Genomic DNA, 23037 nt, shown 5'->3' with positions numbered 1-23037 from the left:
ATTCGTTCTATCAGTATAGCGTTTAGAGTTTCAAAAGTCATTGCAAGTCCATTTGCCCCAAATTATGCTATACTGTTTTGAAGAATATTGGAATTTAGTTAGAGTGAATCAAAGTATTTTTTTTTGCAAATCACGCCGGTCGCTTTGGGCATAGCTTCCGCATGAAGCGTCAACTGGAGTGATTTTTTCGTTTAGTATCTTAATCAATTTAAACAGAGAAATTTTTAGTTCAATTTATTAAACTTAGAGGTGTAATGATGAAAATATCAACTAAAGGCCGTTACGGGCTGACCATTATGATTGAATTAGGCAAGCAATACGGAGAAGGCCCGGTGCCGCTTCGCAAAATCGCTGCAGAAAATGAATTGTCAGAAGCCTATTTGGAGCAGCTGGTGGGGCCACTCCGCAATTCAGGGCTTGTTAAAAGTGTCCGCGGGGCATATGGCGGCTATATGTTGACGCGCCATCCAAGAGAAATTTCTGCAGGAGACGTGATTCGTGTCCTGGAAGGTCCGATTCAGCCTGTGGAAGGCATCGAAGACGAAAAGCAGCCCCAGCGTGAGCTATGGGTGCGCATTCGTGACGCGGTAAAAAATGTTCTTGACACAACCACCATTGAAGATTTAGCGAAAGCCAACAACGGCGAAACCGAAAGTTATATGTATTATATATAAGGGAGTTAACTGATCATGAAACAAATTTATTTAGACCATGCAGCAACGTCGCCGATGCATCCGGAAGTCGTGTCAGCGTTTTCTGAAGCTCTTGGCACAGTTTATGGCAACCCGTCGAGCATTCACGGAACGGGCAGAGCAGCACGCAAAGCGTTGGACGATGCACGCAAATTATTGGCAGCGAGCATCCGCGCTGATGACAATGAACTCATTTTCACGAGCGGTGGGACAGAAGCAGATAATTTAGCGATCTTTGGCACAGCTACGAAAAAAACAGGCAAGCATATCATTACAACAGTGATTGAACACCATGCAGTTTTGCACGCTTGTGCGAAACTGGAACGTGAAGGATATGATGTCACTTACTTGCCAGTCGGCGAAAATGGCCGAGTGCAAGCAGAAGACGTGAAAAATGCGCTGCGGGACGATACAATTCTAGTGTCCGTCATGTTGGGCAATAATGAGGTTGGCACTTTACAACCCATCGCTGAAATTGGCGAGTTGCTAAAAGGGACAGATGTAACCTTCCACACCGATGCGGTTCAAGCGTACGGTGTTTTGCCGATTGATGTGGACCATTTGAATGTCGACTTGTTGTCGGTTTCTGCCCATAAGCTGAATGGCCCAAAAGGTGTCGGGTTTTTGTATCAGCGCAAAGGAACGGCTTTGACGCCCCTTTTGTATGGAGGGGAACAGGAACGCAAGCGCCGTGCCGGAACAGAAAACGTGCCCGCTATAACCGCATTTGCCAAAGCTGTGGAAATTTCACTTTCGACAATGGAAGACAAAGCATCGGCTTTTGAGCAATACAAAACAATTTTTAAATCTGCCTTGGATCAACAAGGTGTTGTCTATAAGGAAAACGGCAGTGACCAAATGCCGCATATTTTAAACCTCAGCATCCCAGGCATTGAAATTGAGTCGTTTCTGGTCAATTTGGATTTGTCAGGAATTTCAGCTTCCAGCGGATCAGCCTGCACAGCGGGGTCCATTGATCCTTCGCATGTGCTCGTTGCGATGTACGGGGAACAGGCTGCTGAAATCCGCAACTCCATTCGATTTAGCTTCGGCATTGGATTGACTTCTGAGGATATTGAACAAGCTGCCGCAAAGACAGCTCAAATCAGCCAGCGTTTGGCGTTAAAATGAAAAGGTGAGAGATAATGACTGCAAAAGCACCACAAGATATTCGCGTTGTCGTCGGCATGTCCGGAGGGGTCGACTCTTCGGTTGCCGCTTATTTATTGAAAGAACAAGGCTATGATGTCATTGGCATCTTTATGAAGAACTGGGATGACACCGATGAAAACGGCGTCTGCACGGCGACGGAAGATTACGAAGATGTTATCCGCGTCTGCAACCAAATTGGCATTCCGTATTACGCCGTAAACTTCGAAAAGCAATACTGGGACAAGGTTTTTACGTATTTCCTGGAAGAATACAAAGCGGGACGCACGCCAAACCCGGATGTCATGTGCAACAAAGAAATCAAGTTCAAGGCGTTTCTTGAGCATGCGTTGAGCCTTGGCGCGGATTATTTAGCGACTGGCCACTATGCACAAGTGGAGCACGCGGAAAACGGCGAAACCAAAATGCTGCGCGGCAAAGACAACAACAAAGATCAAACCTATTTCTTAAACCAATTGGATCAGAACCAATTGTCTAAAGTGATGTTCCCAATCGGCCATATGGAAAAGAAAAAAGTTCGTGAAATCGCGTTGGAAGCTGGACTTGCGACTGCGACGAAAAAAGATTCAACAGGCATTTGTTTTATTGGCGAACGTAATTTCAAAGAATTTTTGGGACAATACTTGCCGGCACAGCCTGGCGGAATGGAAACTTTGGAAGGCGTCAAAATGGGTACGCACGACGGCCTTATGTATTACACCATTGGGCAGCGCCAAGGTCTTGGCATTGGCGGCGCCGGCGATCCGTGGTTTGTCATCGGCAAAGATTTGAAAAAAAATGTCTTGTACGTTGGGCAAAATATCCATCACGATGCTCTTTTCTCAGATAGTCTGACTGCGGTAAACTTAAGCTTCACGTCAAATACAGCACCAACCGGCATTTTGGAATGCACTGCGAAATTCCGCTACCGCCAACAGGATGTCGGCGTGAGCGTGGAATTTAAAGGTGAAGAAGCCATTGTGACATTTGCAGAATCGGTTCGTGCCATCACACCTGGCCAGGCAGTCGTTTTTTATGACGGTGAAGAATGCTTGGGCGGCGGAACCATCGACCGCGTCTTTAAAAATGGCGCGCGTTTGGAATATGTAGGTTAATGGGAGAGACAGCGATGAATTACAATGAAATTGGCATACAGGCCTTACAAGAAGGCAATACGGAAGAAGCGATCAAAGCTTTCTCACAAGCAATCGAGGAACAGCCGGATGATGCGCTTGGCTACATCAATTTTGGGCATGTATTGACTTCAATCGATGAAATTGAGCGCGCCGAGCGCTTTTTCCAAAAAGCGATTGTGCTGGACGAAACATCAGCGACGGCGTATTACGGCTTAGCGAATCTATATTTCAACGCCGAGCGCTACGCAGAAGCATTGAAACTGTATGAAAAAGCATTGCAGTATGAATTGGAAGGCGCCGATGCACATTTCATGATCGGCAAATGCTTTGAAAAGCTGGAACAGCCGAAATTGGCGTTGCCTTATTTGCAGCGGGCAGTGGAACTCGATGAAACCGATGTACAGTCTCGCTTGAGCTATGGCATTACCTTGGCATCAATGGAATTGTTCGAGCTGGCAGAACCACAATTTCTGCAAGTGCTGGAGCAGGATCCGAACCATTCGGACGCCCATTATAATTTGGGTGTTCTTTATGCCGTGTCCACAAATCGCACAGAAGATGCGATGCATCACTTGAAACAAGCATATACGCTTGATGAACGAAACGAAATGGCACGCTACGCTTATGATATGATTGCAACAACACTGGAATAGCCACGTGAAAGGGAGACGACAGACATGACCGGACAAATCGATTTATTTCAAGAAGAAAAACAATTTGTATTAGGGCGTCCTGTCGTCTCAATTTTTCACAATCCCCAAAATTTATTCTCCATTGCGAAAGTGAAAATCCAGGAAACCAACACCCCTTATACCGAAAAAGAAATCATTGTGTCAGGCTATTTTCCAATGCTGACCATGGAAGAGCAATACCGGTTTACCGGAGTGGTAAAAAACCACCCGCGTTACGGCGTCCAGTTTCAAGTCGAGACCTTCAGCAAAGAAGTGCCTGAAACCGAGCAAGGAATCATCCATTATTTATCAAGTGACATGTTTGACGGAATCGGCCGAAAAACGGCGGAGACGATCGTAAAAAAATTGGGCAAAGACGCCATCAAAAAAATTCTGGAAGATCCCGATGCGCTGGACAAAATTCCCCGTTTGTCAAATGAAAAAAAAGACACCATTCGCGCAACGCTTCAAATGAACTTGGGCCTCGAGCGGGTTATGATTCAGCTGAACGACTGGGGGTTTGGCCCGCAAGTTGGCATGCGCATTTATCAGGCTTACCGCGAGGAAACGATTGATATTTTGACGAAAAATCCGTTTCAGCTGATTGAAGAAATCGAAGGAATCGGCTTTCAGCGCGCGGACGAACTGGGGTTGAAGCTCGGCATTACCGGCAGCCATCCCGACCGAATTAAAGCATCGATTTTGCATATTCTCAATCAAGCCTCGCTGTCAGAAGGACATGTGTATGTTGATGCCAAAACCCTTATTCCGATGGTTAAAGAGATGCTTGAAGCGCGGCAGCAGGGAGAAATTCCAATTGATGCGATTTCCAAAGCTGCCATCGAATTAAATGAAGAAGGCAAAGTCGCAGGCGAAGAAACACGGCTTTATTTGCCATCGCTGTATTATTCGGAAGTGGGCATTGCCACGAAACTGGAAACATTGCTGGCTGAACAGGAAACCCGCACGAAATTCCCAAGTTCAGAAGTCCGCAAAGCGTTGGGTGAAGCGGAAGAGCGGCTGGGCGTTAATTACGCAGAAACGCAAATTGACGCCATCGAAAACAGCATCAATTCGTCCGTCATGATCTTGACCGGGGGACCAGGAACAGGGAAAACCACCGTAGTCCGGGGACTCGTAGAAATATACGCAGAGCTGCACGGCTTATCGCTGGATCCTAAAGAGTACGCCAAGAAAAAAGAACCGTTCCCGATTATCCTGGCAGCGCCGACCGGACGCGCTGCCAAGCGTTTGAGCGAATCCACGGATTTGCCGGCGATGACCATTCACCGTTTGCTGGGCTTTAACGGACAGGAAAAAGATGAAGAAACCGAGAAAGAAATTGAAGGCAAATTGATCATCATTGATGAGATGTCGATGGTCGACACGTGGCTTGCGCATCAGCTCCTGAAAGCAGTGCCAGAGGACGCGCAGCTGATTTTCGTTGGGGACCAGGACCAATTGCCGCCGGTCGGACCGGGACAAGTGCTGAGAGATCTGCTTGAGTCGAAGCGGATTCCGACAGTAGAGTTGACGGATATTTACCGGCAGTCGTCGGGTTCGTCAATCATTGAGCTGGCCCATCAAATGAAAAACGGCCAATTGCCGGAAGACATTACCGCTAAAACAGCCGATCGTTCGTTTATCAAAGCAGGAATCGAGCAGATTCCGTCGGTTGTCGAAAAAGTGGTCAAAAGCGCTTTGTCAAAAGGCCATACCATTAAAGACATTCAAGTGTTGGCGCCTATGTACAAAGGGCCGGCAGGAATTGATGCCCTAAATCGCATGATTCAGGAAATGGTCAATCCAAACCCGGATGGCAAACGCAAAGAGCTGGTGTTTGGTGACATCACATACCGCATCGGCGACAAAATCCTCCAACTCGTCAACCAGCCGGAAAGCAATGTCTTTAACGGTGATATGGGCGAAGTTGTCGCGATCCTGAAAGCAAAAGAAACGGTTGAAAAGCAGGATATGCTGGTGGCGTCTTTTGACGGCATCGAAGTGACCTATGAACGCAGCGACCTAAATCAGCTGACGCTTGCCTATTGCTGTTCGATCCATAAATCGCAGGGTTCTGAATTTTCGACGGTTATTATGCCGGTTGTCCGGGGCTACATGAAAATGCTGCGGCGCAACTTGCTTTACACCGGGATCACCCGAAGCAAAGATTTCCTCATCTTGTGCGGCGACCCAAGCGTTTTCCGCTACGGCGTCGAACGCACAGACGACGCGCAGCGGATGACTACTTTGAAAAACCGCCTGGCTGTCGCAGCAGAACAACCGAAAACCGAGCAGGAAACCAAAGAACAAGCAGAAGCCGTTCAAAGCGGACCCATTAGCCTGACCAACGAAAACGTCCACGCCATCCACCCAATGATCGGCATGGAAGGCATCACGCCACAGAAGTTTATGGAAGCTTAATCGATTTGTTTTTGGTTTTAATATCCTGTAAAACAACTCCGCTCTCATTGCCATTCTTAGCGATGGCGCGTCCAAGGGCGAGGCAAGAAGGGTGTACTTTGCCAGGCTTTTTGCGGGAGCCCTGACCAAATCGGCCGAAGCGATGAGCAAAAGTTGTTTTCTTTCGTACAGCATGTATTACAGTCCACTCGTATGTGTTTAGAAATTCATAGGAAAAGAATAGAAGCCTCTGCCTGGAGCGATTTCTTTTCCCCACTATTGACATCACACTAAGCTTTTTCTATAATTCAAATTAGACTGATAGACAAACACATTGATGGAGACAGTATAAAATCGCATCCGGACAGAAACGGGACCCATGGCTGAAAGGCCCCGACGAGATTTGATTTTAGAAAGCTACTCTGGAGTGCAGCTAATCCCTGCCGTTGAACCGCGTTAAGGTGTTCGAGAGACACGGAGCTTTTCATGGTCCGTGTAACTAGGGTGGTACCGCGAAATAAAGCCTTCGTCCCTTTTTTGGGATAAAGGCTTTTTTATTATGCTGAGGAGGAAAAACAGATGAAGAATTTGAAAGCTGAAGACATTAGACAATTGTATCTCGACTTCTTTAAAGAAAAAGGACATGACCAGGAGCCCAGTGCACCGCTTGTGCCTTTTGAAGATCCATCGTTATTGTGGATCAACAGCGGCGTGGCAACGTTGAAAAAGTATTTTGACGGCCGTGTCATTCCTGAAAATCCACGGATCGTCAATGCACAAAAGTCAATCCGTACAAACGATATTGAAAATGTCGGAAAAACAGCGCGCCATCATACATTCTTTGAAATGCTTGGGAATTTTTCCATCGGTGAATACTTTAAAACTGAAGCAATTCATTGGGCTTGGGAGTTTCTGACGGATGACAAATGGATCGGCTTTGATGCTGAGAAATTATCAGTAACGATTCATCCGGAAGATGAAGAAGCTTACGGCATTTGGTTAAATGAAGTTGGGGTGCCGGCTGAACGCATTATCCGCCTTGAAGGAAACTTCTGGGACATCGGCGAAGGCCCAAGCGGACCAAACTCTGAAATCTTCTATGACCGCGGCGAAAGCTACGGCAATGATTTAAGCGATCCAGAACTATACCCAGGTGGAGAAAATGACCGTTACCTGGAAATTTGGAATTTGGTCTTCTCGCAGTTCAACCATAACCCGGACCATACGTACACACCGCTTCCAAAACAGAACATCGATACCGGAATGGGCTTGGAGCGCATGGCTTCTGTTGTTCAGGACGTACCAACCAATTACGATACTGATCTTTTTGTTCCAATCATTCGCAAAACGGAAGAAATTTCTGGCAAAAAATATGGCGAAAATGCCGATATGGACATGGCTTTTAAAGTCATCGCTGACCATATCCGCACCGTAGCATTTGCGATTGGAGACGGTGCGCTTCCGTCAAATGAAGGTCGCGGCTACGTCTTGCGTCGTTTGTTGCGCCGGGCTGTGCGTTATGCGAAAAAGCTGGGGGTTGAGAAACCGTTCCTATTCGAGTTGGTGCCGGTTGTAGGAGACATCATGAAAAACTTCTATCCGGAAGTGAAGGACAAGCAGGACTTTATTATCCGTGTCATGAAACTCGAGGAAGAACGGTTCCACGAAACACTTCATGATGGCTTAGCGATTTTGTCATCGGTTGTGGAAAAACAAAAAGCGGCAGGACATTCGGAAATTCCGGGCGAAGATGCATTTCGTTTGTATGATACGTATGGCTTCCCGGTAGAACTTACGGAAGAATACGCGGAAGAAGAAGGCATGGGGATTGATCACCAAGGATTTGAAGCAGCGATGCAAGCACAGCGTGACCGTGCAAGAAAAGCGCGTCAAAATGTCAATTCCATGCAGACTCAATCTGAAGTGCTGGGGAATATAAAAGAAGCCAGTGAATTTATCGGTTATAGCCAAACAGTATCAGATGCTAAGGTCCTCTTCATCATTAAAGATGGTGAACTGGCAGACAACGCACACGAAGGCGAAGAAGTTCAAGTCATTTTGGATCAAACGCCATTTTATGCAGAAAGCGGCGGCCAGATTGCCGACCGTGGAACATTAAGCAATGATTTGGTGCAAGCAGCTGTATTGGATGTTAAAAAAGCGCCAAACGGCCAGAACTTGCATTCCGTTCGCGTAGAAACCGGCGAATTGACGAAATCTACTGTCCACGCTCAAGTGGATGCATCAGAACGCCGCCATACGGTGAAAAACCATACAGCGACACATTTGCTTCACCAAGCGCTTAAAGATGTACTAGGTACGCATGTTAACCAGGCTGGATCATATGTAGGGCCAGACCGCCTGCGTTTCGACTTTTCGCATTTTGGGCAAGTGACAAAAGAAGAACTCGAAACGATCGAAGAAATTGTCAATGAAAAAGTGTGGGACGGCATCGCAGTCGAAACGGGCTACCATAATTTGCAGGAAGCAAAAGAAATGGGCGCAATGGCTTTGTTCGGCGAGAAGTATGGCGATGTAGTCCGCGTGGTTGAAATTGGCGGCTATTCTCTGGAGCTTTGCGGTGGAGTCCATGTGGCAAATACCTCTGAAATCGGCTTGTTCAAAATTGTATCTGAAGGCGGCATCGGAGCCGGTATCCGCAGAATTGAAGCGGTAACAGGCAAAGGTGCCTACAGCAGCTTAAAAGACAGCGAACAGACTTTGGAACAGGCTTCAAGCTTGTTGAAATCTACACCAAAAGATATGGTCCAAAAAGTACAGTCTGTACAGGCAGAAATAAAATCGCTGCAGCGTGAAAATGAATCCCTGCTTGCGAAAATCTCCAATGCACAGTCTGCGGGCATTCTCGATAGCGCACAAAAAATTGGCGATATTACGGTCCTGTCGGTAAAAGTGGAAGCAAAAGACAATAACCAGCTGCGCCAAATGGTGGATGATTTGAAAACCAAAATCGACAAAGCAGTGATTGTTCTCGGTGCGACTGATGGGGACAAAGTCATGTTGGCTGCAGGGGTTACAAAAGATTTGGCTGGCGGTGATTACCATGCGGGACAAATCGTCAAACACGTGGCAGAACTTTGCGGCGGAAAAGGCGGAGGCCGTCCGGACATGGCGATGGCAGGTGCGAAAGACGCTGACAAATTGGAATCAGCACTCGAATCCGTTTACAGCTTAGTGAAATAGGTTTAATAAATCTGAGCTATCGGTTATAATGAAAAATAGACAGCGGAAACGATTAATGCTATTTAAAATCCGAAAGCGAGGTGCTTGTCGTGAGTTCATTTGATCATACTATGAAGTTCGATTCCTCTGATGAGTCGATGGAGCAGGAAGTTAAGCAAGTCATGCTTCAAGTTCATGCTGCACTTGAAGAAAAAGGCTATAACCCGATCAATCAGATTGTCGGATATTTATTATCAGGTGATCCGGCCTATATTCCTCGCCACCAGGATGCGCGCAACATGATTCGCAAGCTTGAACGCGATGAAATTCTGGAAGAGCTTGTTAACTTCTACATCAAGAAGAATAACGAGGAATAATGATGCGCATAATGGGACTTGATGTCGGTTCGAAAACAATTGGAGTCGCAATCAGCGACCCAATGGGCTGGACTGCCCAAGGAATCGAAACCGTCAAAATAAATGAAGCGATCGAAGAATTTGGAATGGTTCGCCTTGGCGAGCTGATCAAGCAATACGAAGTGACAGAAGCGGTAGTCGGTTACCCGAAAAACATGAACAATTCAATCGGGCCGCGTGCTGAGGCATCTGAAAGATTTGCAGCTTTGTTGAAAGAAGCGTATAGTATACCGGTGGTCCTATGGGATGAACGGCTTACAACGTCGGCAGCAGAGAAGATGTTGATTTCCGCAGATGTCAGCCGCAAAAATCGCAAAAAAGTGATCGACAAGATGGCAGCAGTTATGATCTTGCAAGGCTATCTTGATTTTAAAAAATAATGAGGTGACGCAAATGGAACACGGACAAGAGCACATTACAGTCGTTGATGAAAACGGCAACGAACAATTATTTGAAGTATTGTTTACATTTGAATCAGCTGACTTCGGAAAATCATACGTCTTGTATTTCCCGGTAGGCGCTGAAGAAGATGAAGAAGGCGAAATTGAAATTCATGCATCTTCCTTTACTGAAAATGCTGATTCAGACGAAACGGCAGGCGGCGGAGAGTTGCGCCCGGTAGAAACTGAAGCAGAATGGGACATGATCGAAGAAATGCTGAATACGTTCCTTGACGAAGAAGAAGAAAACGAAGAACTTTAAAAAGCAGGAGGGACGGAATTGATTGCTGATTCCGTCTTTTTCTTTTGTATGATTTTCTTGTATACTGATAGGAGTTGAACATTTTCAGTCCAACTTCTGCAGAACAGAAAAGCTAGGGGGAACACCCGTGGAAAAACCGTCCAAAAAAGACATTATGTTTGAACGAATGACAGAAAAGAAGAAGGAAGTGAGAGTCGTCCGACGCATTGTATTAATAGTCGCACTGATCCTGTTGGTCATCATCGGAATTGCAGGCTTCCAAACTTATAATTACATCTCAAATGCTTTAGAGCCGGTTGATTCAGAATCGGAAGAAGTCATTACCGTCGAAGTGCCAATTGGTTCGAATTTGGACAGCATCGCGGCATTGTTGGAAGAAAACGGAGTCATTGAAGACGCTCGAATTTACAAATACTACGTGAAGTTTAATAATGAATCGGAGTTTCAAGCCGGAACCTATGGATTGCTTCCATCTATGACGCTGGCTGAAATTACGGAAAGCTTGAAAACAGGCACTGTTTACCGAGAGCCGCTCTACACCATTAATGTTCCGGAAGGACTGACGGTAGAAGAAATTGCCGAAAATGTTATTGCCGAAAAAACATCGTTTACGGCTGAAGAATTCCTGGAAAAAATTGAGGATCCTGTCTATCTGGAGGACCTCATGATAAAATACCCTGAGTTGCTAACAGACGATATTTTAGCTGAAGATGTCCGTTATTCCCTTGAAGGGTATTTGTTCCCGGCGACTTATCCTATTTACGAAGAAGACCCATCGCTGGAATTGTTGATCGAGCAAATGCTTGATACGACACAAGCAAATGTGATGCAGTATCAAACCGTTTTAGAGGAACTTGGCCAAACGCCTCATTGGCTGCTGACTTTCGCTTCTCTATTAGAAGAGGAAGCCACTGCACAAGCAGATCGGCAGACTATTGCCAGCGTCTTTTATAACCGCATAGAAGACGATATGCCTTTGCAAACAGATCCAACAGTCATTTATGCAATGGGCGAACACAAAGACCGCTTGTTCAATACCGATTATGAGTTCGAACATCCTTACAGCACCTATCAAAACAATGGGCTTCCGCCTGGACCCATTGCGAACTCCGGAGGGTCTTCAATTGAAGCTGTACTGGACCCTGCCGAAACCGAGTACTTCTACTTTTTGGCTGATTCAACAGGTGTAAATCACTTTGCTAAGACCTACGAAGAGCATTTGGCAAATCGTGATGAATATATTGGAAACTAAAACGATCGAGAAGGAAGCACCTCGCTTTCCTTCTCTTTTTATGGTAAAATTTGAAGTAATTTTTGCTGAGCCGAAAAGGAGCACTGCAGTATGGTGAACGAGCAATTATTAGCGACGCTCGAAGCGATTCGAGCATATGCTGTTGAACAACACGTACCGATTATGGAAGAACAGGGGATTCATGAACTGATTGAGCTGCTTAAAGTACAACAGCCAGAAAAAATTCTGGAAATCGGATCGGCTATTGGCTTTTCAGCAATTAAGATGGCTGAAGCACTGCCAGCAAGCGCAATAGACACGATTGAACGTGATGACTCCCGGTACCAAAAGGGAGTGGAGTTTATCGGACAATCAGGACTTGGCCATCGAATCCGCATATTTCATGCAGACGCCCTAGAGCTTTCGCTGGCTGATTTGAAGAAACAGTATGATGCTATCTTTATCGACGCAGCAAAAGGACAATACGAACGCTTTTTTGACAAATACGAAGAACTTTTGCCGGTAGGTGGAATCATCTATTGCGATAATATGGCCATGCATGGGCTTTCAGATTTGCCGTTATCGGAAGTGCCGAGAAGAAAGCGGACCATGATCCGCAACTTGGCGGCCTTTAAAGAGCATATGCTCAACCATCCTCGTTATGATACGGAATTATTGTCATCGGGAGACGGCATTATGATCTGCAAAAAGAAATGAAACACCAAAAAGAGGTTGCAAGGAGCTAAACAACATGTCTAAAAAACGGCCGGTCGTTATTGGGATCGCAGGGGGTTCGGGCTCGGGGAAAACGAGTGTTACGAATTCCATTTATGAAGTATTTAAAGAAAACTCGGTGGTAGTGATTGAGCAGGACTATTATTACAAAGACCAAAGTCATTTGGCTTTTGATGAGCGTCTGGAAACGAACTACGACCACCCATTGGCATTTGATACGGATTTGCTGATTGACCATATCAACAAACTGATTGATCGTCAGCCGATTGAAAAACCGGTCTATAATTACGCTGTACATACGCGTGCAGAAGAAACTGTATTGATTGAGCCCAAAGACGTTATTATCCTGGAAGGGATTTTGGTGCTTGAAGATGTTCGTTTGCGCGAATTGATGGACATCAAACTATTTGTCGATACAGATGGTGATTTGCGCATAATTCGCCGACTGCTGCGCGATATTAACGAACGGGGACGGACCATCGATTCAGTTATTGAACAATATTTGACTGTCGTCCGTCCCATGCACAACCAATTTATTGAGCCGACTAAACGCTATGCGGATGTTATCATCCCTGAAGGCGGCCAAAACGAAGTAGCAATTGATTTGATGGTTACAAAAATCAAAACAATTCTTGAATAGATTGCCAGATTATAATATGATGATACGAGACTGACGGATGCAGGCATCCAGGTCAGCAGTTGAAGGAGTGGGAACAATGGCTAACGAAAAACAATTTCCAATGACAGCTGCAGGAAAGCAGAAGTTAGAGGATGAACTAGACTTTCTGAAAACGATTAAACGAAAAGAAGTGGTTGAACGAATTAAAATCGCACGTGATTTCGGCGATTTGTCTGAGAACGCTGAGTACGACTCTGCAAAAGAAGATCAGGCTTTCGTAGAAGGCCGCATTTCAACACTTGAATCGATGATCCGTAACGCGGTAATCATAAATGAAAATGAATCCAATAAAGACATCGTTCGCTTAGGAACGACGGTTACATTTATAGAAGTTCCAGATGGCGATAAAGAATCATATACAATCGTTGGGTCTGCGGAAGCCGATCCATTAGAAGGCCGCATTTCAAATGATTCTCCAATTGCGAAAAGCATGATCGGCCGTACGATTGGCGAAAACGTCAAGGTTCTGACACCAGGCGGAGAAATGGAAATTAAGATTCTTTCAATCACGTGATCAAGCGGCCATTCTATTAAAAGGATGGCCGTTTCTCTTTAATCCGACTTTTAATGAAACGAAAATATCGCTGAAACGTCAAATTTGTCATACTGGATTTATGGTAAACTATTGAGAAAGGGGGACATTACATGTCTAACGAAGAAAAACCGTATCCCTCTCGTTTGAAGAAAAAGAAAAACCGGTCTAATTCCATTTTGAATATTATGATCGGCTTGGTATTTGCATTGATTCTCATCATAGGGGTATCGATGTTGTTTAGTGGAGGGGACGATCAGGCTCAAGATCCTGAGGCAGTCACAATTTCACCTGAAACCGAAGACCAAACGAGCGGTTCGGAAGACAGTGAAGGCGAAAGTGCCAACACTGAAGAACAACCAGAAGAAGATGCTGAAGTTTCTGATGAAGAACTAGCGGCAGCAGAAAAAGCTGAAAAAGAAGCTGAAGAAGCAAAAAAAGCTGAAGAAGAAAAAGCTAAAGCAGAAAAAGCTAAAGAAGAAAAGGCTAAAGAAGAAAAAGAAGGATCTGTCACAAAAGGCGGAACCATTACACGTGAAGACTCGAATGATCCAATCGTGGAAGAAACAGTCATCAACACGAGCTGGGAACCGGTCGGCACGAAACAAAAAGGCGATCACGTCTCTGTCTACCAGAAAGATTCGGTAGATTGGAACGAAAAGGTCAATGCTGTTTCCTATGCGACTGGCCTGGATGCCAATAATATGTATGTCATGATGATTAAAAATGGCGGGGGTCCGCAAAAATCAATTGCGACTGTCCAGTCTAAAGATGAATCCGAAAAATACCGTGTCCACATGGAATGGGTAGATGGCGAAGGCTGGAAGCCAGTGAAGATGGACGTGCTAAACACGCTGCAAGGCGCCTATTGATAGAGGCGTCTTTTTCTTTGATATAAACTGAAACAGTGAAGCTAACTGACTATGGAAAGAGGAATGACAAAATGAAAATCGGTGTAATTGGTGCGATGGAAGAAGAAGTTCAATTGTTGAGAGGCAGACTGGAAAATCCTCAGACAGAAGAAATAGCAAAATGTGAATTCACAATGGGTACATACGAAGGGCAGGAAATCGTTCTGCTGAAAAGTGGCATTGGCAAAGTGAATGCAGCTATGTCAACGACGATCCTTCTTCAGCATTATAAACCGGATATTGTCATTAACATTGGTTCTGCAGGTGGTTTTGATGAAGATCTTGAAGTGGGAGCAGTGGTTATATCAGACGAAGTTCGCCACCATGACGTGGATGTCACCGCCTTCGGTTATGAAATGGGTCAAGTTCCTCAGTTGCCAGCAGCGTTCACTTCTAACGAAGAATTGATTGAACTGGCAGTCAAAGCTGTCAAAGAAATGGGTCAGCATGAATACGCAGTCGGCTTAATTGCTACTGGAGATTCTTTTATGAACGACCCGGTGCGCGTAGCTCGTGTACGTGAACATTTCCCAACGATGAAAGCAGCTGAAATGGAAGCAGCGGCGGTTGCGCAAGTTTGCTATCAATTTGACGTTGCATTCGTTGTGATCCGTGCGTTATCGGATATTGCCGGGAAAGAGTCTTCTGTATCGTTTGACGAATTCTTGCCAATCGCTGCACAGCATTCAACTGAGATTGTCTTTAACGTAATCAGCCAGTTGGCAGCACGTATTTAACCGGCAGCAAACAAAAAAGCTGAGTGACGTTTTTCAACGTTCCTCAGCTTTTTATACTTTTTTTAAGGTGAAGGTACTGACCATTAGCAGCGAACAAATCACGAATAGGAACATATAAACGACCGGTGAAAGAATCGGCAGTCCGAAGTATGAAAGCGTAATGATTGTTCCTGCTGCAGTGATGGGCAAACCGGTAAAATACCCGGTGGCATCTGAGATATTGAAGCGAGCCAGCCGAAATCCTCCACATGAAATATAAAGGACAGTAAAAACCATGCCGATAAATCCGAAGTCTGTCAGAACAAGCTGGTATATTAAAATTGCGGGTGCGACACCGAATGACAATATGTCACTCATCGAATCGAGCTGTTTTCCTAAAGCGGATTCCTGATTGAACTTTCTTGCCACCATACCGTCAAAGCGGTCCAGAAAAGCCGCGATAAATATAAATAGCACGCTATAGCTATAAGATTCATTTAAAGTGGCCATAAGAGAAGCACCGCCAAACAGCATATTGCCGATTGTGAGGGTATTAGCGGTCTGTGACCTCAGCTTTTTGATGGTGTGATCCATTCTTTCTGTAATTAACAATGGAAAACACTCCTTCTTTTTTGTAAACTTGTTCACTCTAGTATACTGTGAAAGGTAAAAAAATGGTAGACTATTTTAGCGACGGAGGCTGTACTATGAAAAAATACCTGTACCAACGTTCAATCGAATTAACGAACGGAGCTTTCACTTCGAATTTGATCCGACAATTTGCTCAATCCAAAAGCAGCCGCAGGTTCATACCCGGCTATATTAAAGCCTATCAGATTTCAGTAGATGAAGTCGAAGAACCAGTGGCATCTTTTCCAACTCTTCACGAATTTTTTGTCCGAAAATTGTCGGAGTCCAGTCGACCAGTTTCTAGTGCACCTGTGGTTTCTCCAGTTGATGGAAAAATTGAAATCATCGGAGACCTTCAGGAAGGCACTCAATTTCTAGTGAAAAACCAATTTTATTCATTGGCAGACTTGTTGGGTAACAGCGCATTGGCTGAGAAGTACCAGGCTGGCAACTATGCAGTGCTCTATTTATCACCCGCTGATTACCACCGAATCCACAGTCCAGCTAACGGTAAAGTGAATAAACAATACGTCCTTGGAAAAAAATCTTATCCGGTTAACGCAGCTGGATTGCAGTATGGCAAAGCGCCCATCAGTGGAAATTACCGTATGATTACGGAATTGGAAACACCATCAGGCAGAATGCTGGTCGTCAAAGTCGGCGCGATGTTCGTGAATTCCATCCAGTTGACTGAAACTGGAGATAACTGGAAAAAGGGTGCTGAAGTAGGCTATTTCAGTTTCGGCTCCACCGTTGTTTTGTTTTTTGAGAAGAATTCCATCAAATTTGTCGAAGATATGTCTGCAGGACAGCGGATCAAGGTGGGAGAAGCGTTAGGAAATATGATATAATCAATAGCATTAAGTTCGGGAAAACAGGAGTGAGTTGTATTGTATCAAAATTTTGTACCAAGCCAATATGTAAAAGAAGTTTTTGACATTAAGCCGGAGATGCTGATCGAAAAAAATATTAAAGGCATTATCACGGATTTGGATAATACCCTCGTGGAATGGGATCGCCCAGACGCGACGCCAAAATTGATTGAGTGGCTGAAATCAATGAAGGATGCGGGCATCCAAGTCGTGATCGTTTCCAACAACAAGGAACTGCGGGTCAAGTCATTCGCAGATCCTTTAGGAATTCCGTTTATCCACCAGGCACGCAAACCGATGGGACGGGCTTTCCGCAAAGCGCTTCGGATCATGGAAGCAAAGCGCGAACAAGTGGTAGTAATTGGTGATCAGATGCTGACGGATATTTTCGGCGGCAACTTGAACAAGATGCACACAATCCTCGTGTTGCCGGTAGCTCAGTCAGATGGTTTTTTCACACGATTTAACCGGAGAGTGGAACGCAGAATCATGAAGAGATTGAAAGATAAAGGACAATTGATGTGGGAGGAAGAAAAGTGAGTGAAATGCCAACTTGCATCGGATGCGGTGTACAGATTCAAACTGAAAACAAAGAAGAGGTAGGGTATGCTCCACCATCTTCATTGGAAAAAGAAGAAATTATTTGCCAGCGCTGTTTCCGCCTAAAAAACTACAATGAACTTCAGCCCGTATCTTTAACGGATGACGATTTTCTTCGTATTTTAAATGGTCTTGGGGAACGCGATGGCCTGATTGTGAAAATTGTCGATATTTTTGATTTTAACGGCAGCTGGCTTCCGGGCCTTCACCGTTTTGTCGGAAACAACGACATCTTGTTGATTGCCAATAAAGCCGATTTGCTGCCAAAATCGGTCAAACAGCATAAATTGATTCATTGGATGAAGCAAGAAGCCCGCAAACTGGGGTTGCAGCCGATTGATATCTTGACAGTCAGTGCGCACAAAGGAACGGGAATTGCAGAAGCCATGGAAGCAATTGAAAAATACCGCAAAGGCAAAGATGTCTACGTGGTCGGCTGTACAAATGTCGGCAAATCGACGTTCATCAACCGCGTGATTAAACAGGCCACTGGACAAGCAGATGTTATCACAACATCGCATTTTCCAGGAACAACATTGGACATGATTGAAATTCCGTTGGATGACAAACGTTCATTGTTCGATACACCGGGCATCATTAATCACCATCAATTAGCACACCATCTTCAAACGGCAGATTTAAAACAGATCATGCCTAAAAAAGAAATCAAGCCGCGGGTATTCCAATTGAATGCAGAACAAACGCTGTTCGTTGGCGGCTTAGCTCGTTTTGACTTTATCCAAGGAGAGCGCTCATCATTTACTGTCCACATCGCGAATGATCTGCCGATTCACCGAACCAAGCTGGATAACGCAGATGCCTTGTATGAACAGCATTTGGGTGATATGCTGGCACCGCCTTCAGCTGAGTACAAAGATGATTTCCCTGAGTTGGTGCGCCATGAGTTCAGCATCAAAGACGCAAAGACCGATATCGTTTTTTCTGGACTTGGCTGGATTACCATTCAACACGGCAATGCTGTCATTGCTGCCCATGCACCTAAAGGTGTAGAAGTCATAGTTCGCCCATCTTTGATCTAGGAGGTTTTTGGATGAAGAAATGGTACGCGGTGATCGGTGATCCGATTGCCCATTCCTTATCCCCATTTATGCATGAATCATGGTTTGACGAGCACGGTATCGATGCTGCTTATATTCCGATTCATGTGGAACCGTCTCAGTTGAAAAAATCATTTGATGCGATGAAGACTTTAGGTATCAGCGGCTTTAATATTACGCTTCCGCACAAGCAGTCCATTGTGCCGATTCTTGGCAAATTGGAAGAAAGCGCGATGCAAATGAATGCTGTCAATACGGTGAATTTTGATGGTACGCACTACAGCGGTTCGAATACAGATGGTGATGGTTTTGTACGTTCTATGCTCGTGTATGACGTGGAAAAAACATCAAAAGTATTGCTTATCGGAGCTGGTGGTGCAGCGAGAGGCATCGCTTTTGCTTTAAAACGGGCAGGATTCACGGATGTGACCATCACCAACCGGACTTTCCGCCGGGCAGAAGAACTGGCTGCTGAAACCGGCAGCTCGGCCATAACGCTCGCGTCTTCAGAAGAGAGCCTGTCCGAATTTGCGGTTGTTATTCAAACAACATCTGTTGGCTTGGCTAAGGATGAAGCATTGCCAATTTCTCTGGAGCTAGTAAAGCCCGGAACTTTAGTGGCGGATATTATTTACAATCCGCTCGAGACACCCTTTTTGAAAAAGGCCAAAGAGAAAAAATGCGTGACATTAAACGGTGTTGGCATGTTTGTTTATCAAGGTGCAATTGCCTTTGAAAAATGGACAGGCGTACAGCCGGATACTGAAAAAATGATCCGATTGATCACAGAAAAACTAGGAGGCACTTATGTTAACAACTAAACAAAAAAGCTTTTTGAGAAGCGAAGCGCATCATCTTGATCCAATTTTTCAGGTAGGCAAAGGCGGCGTCAATGAAGCCATGCTCGTGCAGATCAAAGAAGCATTGGAAAAACGTGAGTTGGTCAAAATCAGCATTCTTCAAAACAACGAAGACGGCAAAGATGAAGTAGCAAAAGCTTTGGCCAAAGGCACAAAATCACAATTGGTTCAATTGATTGGCCACACTGTGATTCTGTACAAGCAGTCGGTCAACAACAAAAAAATCGAGTTGCCGGTCAAAAGATGAAAAAAGTAGGGATATTGGGCGGAACTTTTAATCCGCCTCATCTCGGCCATTTGATTATGGCTAATGAAGCGTACCATTCAGCTGAATTGGACGAAGTGCGCTTCATGCCTAACTTTATTGCACCTCACAAAGAAGTAGAAGGAGCCAGTGCCCAACAGCGATTGATGATGACCCAACTGGCGATTTCAGGACATCCGCATTTTAAGGTGGAAGAATTTGAAATTAACAGTGGCGGGGTATCCTATTCTTTCGATACGCTGACAAAGCTGATTGAACAGGAACCTGACACAGAGTTCTTTTTCATTATTGGTGGAGATATGGTGGAAGGATTGCCTACATGGCATCGGATTGACGATTTAGTGAAGTGCATTCGCTTTATCGGAGTTAAACGGCCGGGGCATAATACAGAAACACCTTACCCGGTCATGATGATCGACTCGCCTGAATTGCTGCTGTCATCGACCATGTTGAGACAACGCGCTGCCACTGACCGTCCGCTCACTTTTTTGGTGCCGGAACAAGTGGAAAGGTTTATTCGAAAGGAGCGTTTGTATGGATCACAGCCAAATGCTTGAAATGGTTAAAGAACGGCTTCCTGAAAAACGCTTTACGCATGTGCTTGGCGTCGTGGACACGGCAATTGAGCTGGCAAGGGAATTTCATGTTTCCGAAGACCATGCAGAAGTTGCGGCAATTCTACACGATGTCGCCAAGTTTTCAGATCGGGACTGGATGAAGTCCGTTATTGTTGCTGAAAAGATGGATCCGCTATTGCTTGCGTATCATTCAGAACTTTGGCATGCCCCGGTTGGCGCGTATTTGGCAAAAACTGAGTTTGGGGTAGAGCACGAAGATGTTCTGAATGCCATTCGTTACCATACGACTGGACGTGAGGGCATGTCCGATTTGGAAAAAGTGGTCTACATTGCCGATTTGGTCGAACCCAACCGCAAGTTTTCAGGTGTTGAAGAATTGCGACAATTAAAAGAACGGGGATTGGATGTTATGATGGAAGCCTCGGTCAAACATTCCATCGAATTTTTAGTATCGAAAAATCAACCGGTATTTCCGGATTCACTGAAGTGCTACAACGACTTCGTGCAACAGAAAGGGAAAGTGAAAGAATGACTAAAGAAACTTTACTACAAGTGGCGTATAACGCTGCAGAAGATAAAAAAGCAGAAGACATTGTTGTCTTGAATATGGAGGGAATTTCGCTGTTGGCTGACTTTTTCGTTATCTGCACAGGAAACTCCGATCGCCAGGTTCAATCAATTGCCAAAGAAATTATGGACAAAGCCCATGAAGAAGGCCATGAAGTGAAAAGTGTTGAAGGATTTGATTCGGCACGCTGGATCCTTGTCGATCTTGGCGATGTAGTGGCACACGTTTTCCATAAAGACGAACGCTCATACTACAACCTTGAACGCCTGTGGAGAGAAGCTCCGCAAATGGAAATATGAAATACGGAAAATTTGCCGCGGTCTATGATGGACTGATGGAAGATATTCCTTATGAAAAGTATGTGGAGTGGGTCGCTTCCCATGTCACATCCGGCAAATTGCTGGATGTGGCGTGCGGAACCGGCACATTGTCACAGCTTTTTGCTGAAATGGGCTATGACGTGACCGCCAGTGATTTATCAGAAGACATGCTGACGGTTGCCAATCAACGTTTCCAGGAAGCGAATCAATCGATTCCGGTGCTTCAATTGTCTATGGACAACTTGGAGGGGCTGGAAGGATTTGATATTGTCACCATTGCGATCGATTCGTTGAATTATTTGCAGAGCGGCCAGCAGGTCCAGCAGACATTCAAAGAAGTTTGCGGTGCATTAAACTCAGGCGGCCATTTTTTCTTTGATGTGCATTCTGTTTTTAAAGTGGATGTGCTTTACATGGATAGCCCGTTTGTCTATGATGCAGAAGAGATCGCATACATTTGGCATACCGAGCCAGGGGAAGCGGAACACAGCGTAATTCATGACATGACGTTTTTCGTTCGCCATAATGAGTTGTTCGAACGCTTTGAAGAAACGCATGAGCAGCAGACCTTCCCGGTCGACGTTTATGTGAAATGGCTTGAAGCTGTCGGGTTTTCTGTGGAGTCGATTACCGCAGATTTTTCAGATGACGTTCCGGATGAAGAAAGTGAACGTATCTTCTTTCATGCCAGAAAAAAATAAAATTAGCCTAAACCATCTGCATATTGCAGGTGGTTTTTATGTATTTAAAAATGATGGACAAGCATCTTCTAATTATTATATAATTCAAACAGCTTCTATTTAATTGCCTTCTGAAGAAATGAGGAATGCCAGCTGAAACTTTCCGATCTTCAGAACAAACCCGCGTGGCTGCTGATCCCCGCTGCTGCCATTGCGCTGCTGTTGATTTACTTCTTCTTTCCACAAGAGAAGCCGGAGACAACTCCTGCTGCTTCGCTCGAATTGATCAACGCTGAATCCCCTCAGCAGACAGAAACCCCTGAACCCGAAGATCCCGAAATAGCTGCAACATTGATGATCGATATAAAAGGCCAAGTGGCAAATCCGGGTGTTTATGAACTCCCGGCAGGATCCCGCATGCAAAATGCCATCGATGCCGCAGGTGGATTTACATCTGAAGCAGACAGCCGTGCCATCAATTTGGCGTTGATTGTCATGGATGAAACGAGTCTATATGTGCCTGCAGTTGGAGAAGAAGCCGTTGTGCCCGCTGCTGCAGCTCAAACGGCCTCAGCAGGCGGCAGCGGCCTGATCAACATCAATGCGGCAACAGAAACTGAGCTAATGGAACTGCCAGGCATTGGCCCGTCGAAAGCCGCAGCCATTCTTGCGTACAGAGAAGAAGCCGGAAAATTTAAAACACCCGAAGAACTGATGGAAGTGTCCGGAATTGGCGATAAAACGTTTGAACAATTAAAAGATTTGATCACAGCCAAATAAAAAGAGTAGAACAAAAGACGGTTGACGAAAACCTTGCCTCTGCTACACTTATTTTAACTACACAAGCAGGAGGCAATTAAATGAAGCGAATAACTTGGGACCAATTCTTCATGGCGCAAAGCCATTTACTGGCACTTAGAAGCACTTGCACACGCTTGGCTGTCGGAGCGACCATTGTGCGTGACCGGAGAATTATGGCGGGCGGCTACAATGGATCCATCTCCGGAGGCGACCACTGCATCGACAAAGGCTGCTACGTAGTCGATGGGCATTGTGTCCGAACAATTCATGCAGAAATGAATGCATTGCTGCAATGTGCAAAATATGGCGTCAGCGTCAGCGGGGCCGATATGTATGTCAGCCATTTTCCATGCCTCCAGTGCACAAAATCAATCATTCAGGCAGGCATTTCCCGGTTGTACTATGCCACCGACTACAAAAATCATGAGTACGCCATTGAGCTCTTGGAACAGGCAGGGGTAGAAGTGGTGCAAGTGGTATTCGATGAGCGGAAAATCGACTTTTTAAGTGTTGAAAAGTCGGCTCTTTACATCGAACTGTTAGAAAAATTGCGAGAAAAAGGCGGCAGCGAAGAAGAATTGGCCTATTACAATGAACGGGTGAGCCAATTATTCGGAGAAATCGAAGTGTAACAGCCACACATTTTTTA

The 23037-nt window shown here is 45.2% G+C and carries 27 protein-coding genes and 1 other annotated feature; of the genes, 26 read left to right on the top strand and 1 reads right to left on the bottom strand.

Annotation, left to right across the window (positions count from 1 at the left end):
- The first annotated feature begins 257 nt into the window (after positions 1 to 257).
- The 15 genes from cymR to mtnN all read left to right on the top strand — a co-directional run bounded on the left by cymR (position 258) and on the right by mtnN (position 15177).
- Positions 258 to 674 (top strand): cysteine metabolism transcriptional regulator CymR, encoded by a 417-nt coding sequence (gene cymR / locus AC4EHK_RS10310; protein WP_490978698.1) that lies wholly within the window; start codon positions 258 to 260, stop codon positions 672 to 674.
- 15 nt (positions 675 to 689) lie between these two features.
- Positions 690 to 1823 carry a cysteine desulfurase family protein gene (locus AC4EHK_RS10305; RefSeq protein WP_490978697.1) on the top strand — a complete coding sequence of 378 codons (1134 nt, stop codon included), beginning with the start codon at positions 690 to 692 and terminating at the stop codon, positions 1821 to 1823.
- A 14-nt stretch (positions 1824 to 1837) separates the two neighbouring features.
- Positions 1838 to 2956 (top strand): tRNA 2-thiouridine(34) synthase MnmA, encoded by a 1119-nt coding sequence (mnmA, locus tag AC4EHK_RS10300; RefSeq protein ID WP_490978696.1) that lies wholly within the window; start codon positions 1838 to 1840, stop codon positions 2954 to 2956.
- Positions 2957 to 2970: 14 nt separating this feature from the next.
- On the top strand, positions 2971 to 3630 hold the full coding sequence (locus AC4EHK_RS10295) for a tetratricopeptide repeat protein (RefSeq protein ID WP_490978695.1): 660 nt from the start codon (positions 2971 to 2973) through the stop codon (positions 3628 to 3630).
- 24 nt (positions 3631 to 3654) lie between these two features.
- Positions 3655 to 6072, top strand: a complete 2418-nt coding sequence (gene recD2, locus AC4EHK_RS10290; protein WP_490978694.1) for an SF1B family DNA helicase RecD2 — start codon at positions 3655 to 3657, stop codon at positions 6070 to 6072.
- A gap of 304 nt (positions 6073 to 6376) precedes the next feature.
- Positions 6377 to 6588: a binding site (T-box leader), on the top strand.
- Between the two features lie 42 nt (positions 6589 to 6630).
- Complete coding sequence (gene alaS, locus AC4EHK_RS10285; RefSeq protein WP_490978693.1) at positions 6631 to 9255, top strand: alanine--tRNA ligase; 2625 nt, start codon at positions 6631 to 6633, stop codon at positions 9253 to 9255.
- An 89-nt stretch (positions 9256 to 9344) separates the two neighbouring features.
- Positions 9345 to 9611 carry an IreB family regulatory phosphoprotein gene (locus AC4EHK_RS10280; protein WP_490978692.1) on the top strand — a complete coding sequence of 89 codons (267 nt, stop codon included), beginning with the start codon at positions 9345 to 9347 and terminating at the stop codon, positions 9609 to 9611.
- A 2-nt stretch (positions 9612 to 9613) separates the two neighbouring features.
- On the top strand, positions 9614 to 10030 hold the full coding sequence (gene ruvX / locus AC4EHK_RS10275) for a Holliday junction resolvase RuvX (protein ID WP_308788005.1): 417 nt from the start codon (positions 9614 to 9616) through the stop codon (positions 10028 to 10030).
- 13 nt (positions 10031 to 10043) lie between these two features.
- Positions 10044 to 10352, top strand: a complete 309-nt coding sequence (locus AC4EHK_RS10270) for a DUF1292 domain-containing protein (RefSeq protein WP_490978691.1) — start codon at positions 10044 to 10046, stop codon at positions 10350 to 10352.
- Positions 10353 to 10479: 127 nt separating this feature from the next.
- Positions 10480 to 11604, top strand: coding sequence for an endolytic transglycosylase MltG (gene mltG, locus AC4EHK_RS10265; RefSeq protein ID WP_490978690.1), 1125 nt, complete (start codon positions 10480 to 10482; stop codon positions 11602 to 11604).
- 90 nt (positions 11605 to 11694) lie between these two features.
- Entirely contained in the window at positions 11695 to 12300 is a 606-nt protein-coding gene (locus tag AC4EHK_RS10260) for an O-methyltransferase (protein ID WP_490978689.1), read from the top strand.
- A gap of 34 nt (positions 12301 to 12334) precedes the next feature.
- The gene (gene udk, locus AC4EHK_RS10255; RefSeq protein ID WP_490978688.1) at positions 12335 to 12958 is read left to right on the top strand and encodes a uridine kinase; all 624 of its coding nucleotides are present in this window, start codon (positions 12335 to 12337) and stop codon (positions 12956 to 12958) included.
- A 76-nt stretch (positions 12959 to 13034) separates the two neighbouring features.
- Positions 13035 to 13511 (top strand): transcription elongation factor GreA, encoded by a 477-nt coding sequence (greA, locus tag AC4EHK_RS10250; RefSeq protein ID WP_215098774.1) that lies wholly within the window; start codon positions 13035 to 13037, stop codon positions 13509 to 13511.
- 131 nt (positions 13512 to 13642) lie between these two features.
- Positions 13643 to 14401: a DUF1510 family protein gene (locus AC4EHK_RS10245; RefSeq protein WP_490978687.1), complete on the top strand. Its 759-nt coding sequence runs from the start codon at positions 13643 to 13645 to the stop codon at positions 14399 to 14401.
- Positions 14402 to 14472: 71 nt separating this feature from the next.
- On the top strand, positions 14473 to 15177 hold the full coding sequence (mtnN, locus tag AC4EHK_RS10240) for a 5'-methylthioadenosine/S-adenosylhomocysteine nucleosidase (protein ID WP_490978686.1): 705 nt from the start codon (positions 14473 to 14475) through the stop codon (positions 15175 to 15177).
- Positions 15178 to 15228: 51 nt separating this feature from the next.
- On the opposite strand, the gene pssA is transcribed toward mtnN, so the two are convergent.
- Positions 15229 to 15768, bottom strand: coding sequence for a CDP-diacylglycerol--serine O-phosphatidyltransferase (pssA, locus tag AC4EHK_RS10235; RefSeq protein WP_490978685.1), 540 nt, complete (start codon positions 15766 to 15768; stop codon positions 15229 to 15231).
- 95 nt (positions 15769 to 15863) lie between these two features.
- Here pssA and AC4EHK_RS10230 point away from each other — a divergent pair, with 95 nt between their 5' ends.
- From AC4EHK_RS10230 to AC4EHK_RS10180, 11 genes are all read left to right on the top strand, one after another.
- On the top strand, positions 15864 to 16637 hold the full coding sequence (locus AC4EHK_RS10230; RefSeq protein WP_490978684.1) for a phosphatidylserine decarboxylase: 774 nt from the start codon (positions 15864 to 15866) through the stop codon (positions 16635 to 16637).
- 39 nt (positions 16638 to 16676) lie between these two features.
- Positions 16677 to 17198, top strand: coding sequence for a YqeG family HAD IIIA-type phosphatase (locus tag AC4EHK_RS10225; protein ID WP_490978683.1), 522 nt, complete (start codon positions 16677 to 16679; stop codon positions 17196 to 17198).
- Entirely contained in the window at positions 17195 to 18298 is a 1104-nt protein-coding gene (gene yqeH / locus AC4EHK_RS10220) for a ribosome biogenesis GTPase YqeH (protein WP_490978682.1), read from the top strand. The genes AC4EHK_RS10225 and yqeH overlap by 4 nt, the downstream gene beginning before the upstream one ends.
- Positions 18299 to 18309: 11 nt before the next feature.
- Positions 18310 to 19137, top strand: a complete 828-nt coding sequence (aroE, locus tag AC4EHK_RS10215) for a shikimate dehydrogenase (protein ID WP_490978681.1) — start codon at positions 18310 to 18312, stop codon at positions 19135 to 19137.
- On the top strand, positions 19124 to 19423 hold the full coding sequence (yhbY, locus tag AC4EHK_RS10210; RefSeq protein WP_142827770.1) for a ribosome assembly RNA-binding protein YhbY: 300 nt from the start codon (positions 19124 to 19126) through the stop codon (positions 19421 to 19423). Before aroE ends, yhbY begins: the two co-directional genes overlap by 14 nt.
- Positions 19420 to 19998 carry a nicotinate-nucleotide adenylyltransferase gene (locus AC4EHK_RS10205; protein WP_490978680.1) on the top strand — a complete coding sequence of 193 codons (579 nt, stop codon included), beginning with the start codon at positions 19420 to 19422 and terminating at the stop codon, positions 19996 to 19998. The genes yhbY and AC4EHK_RS10205 overlap by 4 nt, the downstream gene beginning before the upstream one ends.
- Positions 19976 to 20551: a bis(5'-nucleosyl)-tetraphosphatase (symmetrical) YqeK gene (gene yqeK / locus AC4EHK_RS10200; protein ID WP_490978679.1), complete on the top strand. Its 576-nt coding sequence runs from the start codon at positions 19976 to 19978 to the stop codon at positions 20549 to 20551. The genes AC4EHK_RS10205 and yqeK overlap by 23 nt, the downstream gene beginning before the upstream one ends.
- Positions 20548 to 20886, top strand: coding sequence for a ribosome silencing factor (gene rsfS / locus AC4EHK_RS10195; protein ID WP_142827773.1), 339 nt, complete (start codon positions 20548 to 20550; stop codon positions 20884 to 20886). The genes yqeK and rsfS overlap by 4 nt, the downstream gene beginning before the upstream one ends.
- The gene (locus AC4EHK_RS10190) at positions 20883 to 21608 is read left to right on the top strand and encodes a class I SAM-dependent DNA methyltransferase (protein ID WP_490978678.1); all 726 of its coding nucleotides are present in this window, start codon (positions 20883 to 20885) and stop codon (positions 21606 to 21608) included. Before rsfS ends, AC4EHK_RS10190 begins: the two co-directional genes overlap by 4 nt.
- 201 nt (positions 21609 to 21809) lie before the next feature.
- Positions 21810 to 22367: a helix-hairpin-helix domain-containing protein gene (locus AC4EHK_RS10185; RefSeq protein WP_490978677.1), complete on the top strand. Its 558-nt coding sequence runs from the start codon at positions 21810 to 21812 to the stop codon at positions 22365 to 22367.
- Positions 22368 to 22447: 80 nt separating this feature from the next.
- A complete protein-coding gene (locus AC4EHK_RS10180; RefSeq protein ID WP_490978676.1) occupies positions 22448 to 23020 on the top strand; it encodes a ComE operon protein 2 in 573 nt (190 codons plus the stop codon).
- Positions 23021 to 23037 lie beyond the last annotated feature (17 nt).

The sequence above is a fragment of the Planococcus sp. TJ-307 genome (assembly GCF_058268435.1).
The sequence above is the reverse complement of the archived record's forward strand: the minus strand, read 5'-3'. Positions and strand labels throughout refer to the sequence as shown.

Coding starts and splice junctions, on each gene's coding strand:
- cymR (WP_490978698.1), top strand. CDS start 258: ATGAAAATATCAACTAAAGGCCGTTACGGGCTGACCATTATGATTGAA.
- AC4EHK_RS10305 (WP_490978697.1), top strand. CDS start 690: ATGAAACAAATTTATTTAGACCATGCAGCAACGTCGCCGATGCATCCG.
- mnmA (WP_490978696.1), top strand. CDS start 1,838: ATGACTGCAAAAGCACCACAAGATATTCGCGTTGTCGTCGGCATGTCC.
- AC4EHK_RS10295 (WP_490978695.1), top strand. CDS start 2,971: ATGAATTACAATGAAATTGGCATACAGGCCTTACAAGAAGGCAATACG.
- recD2 (WP_490978694.1), top strand. CDS start 3,655: ATGACCGGACAAATCGATTTATTTCAAGAAGAAAAACAATTTGTATTA.
- alaS (WP_490978693.1), top strand. CDS start 6,631: ATGAAGAATTTGAAAGCTGAAGACATTAGACAATTGTATCTCGACTTC.
- ruvX (WP_308788005.1), top strand. CDS start 9,614: ATGCGCATAATGGGACTTGATGTCGGTTCGAAAACAATTGGAGTCGCA.
- AC4EHK_RS10270 (WP_490978691.1), top strand. CDS start 10,044: ATGGAACACGGACAAGAGCACATTACAGTCGTTGATGAAAACGGCAAC.
- AC4EHK_RS10260 (WP_490978689.1), top strand. CDS start 11,695: ATGGTGAACGAGCAATTATTAGCGACGCTCGAAGCGATTCGAGCATAT.
- udk (WP_490978688.1), top strand. CDS start 12,335: ATGTCTAAAAAACGGCCGGTCGTTATTGGGATCGCAGGGGGTTCGGGC.
- greA (WP_215098774.1), top strand. CDS start 13,035: ATGGCTAACGAAAAACAATTTCCAATGACAGCTGCAGGAAAGCAGAAG.
- AC4EHK_RS10245 (WP_490978687.1), top strand. CDS start 13,643: ATGTCTAACGAAGAAAAACCGTATCCCTCTCGTTTGAAGAAAAAGAAA.
- mtnN (WP_490978686.1), top strand. CDS start 14,473: ATGAAAATCGGTGTAATTGGTGCGATGGAAGAAGAAGTTCAATTGTTG.
- AC4EHK_RS10230 (WP_490978684.1), top strand. CDS start 15,864: ATGAAAAAATACCTGTACCAACGTTCAATCGAATTAACGAACGGAGCT.
- aroE (WP_490978681.1), top strand. CDS start 18,310: ATGAAGAAATGGTACGCGGTGATCGGTGATCCGATTGCCCATTCCTTA.
- yhbY (WP_142827770.1), top strand. CDS start 19,124: ATGTTAACAACTAAACAAAAAAGCTTTTTGAGAAGCGAAGCGCATCAT.
- AC4EHK_RS10205 (WP_490978680.1), top strand. CDS start 19,420: ATGAAAAAAGTAGGGATATTGGGCGGAACTTTTAATCCGCCTCATCTC.
- yqeK (WP_490978679.1), top strand. CDS start 19,976: ATGGATCACAGCCAAATGCTTGAAATGGTTAAAGAACGGCTTCCTGAA.
- rsfS (WP_142827773.1), top strand. CDS start 20,548: ATGACTAAAGAAACTTTACTACAAGTGGCGTATAACGCTGCAGAAGAT.
- AC4EHK_RS10190 (WP_490978678.1), top strand. CDS start 20,883: ATGAAATACGGAAAATTTGCCGCGGTCTATGATGGACTGATGGAAGAT.
- AC4EHK_RS10180 (WP_490978676.1), top strand. CDS start 22,448: ATGAAGCGAATAACTTGGGACCAATTCTTCATGGCGCAAAGCCATTTA.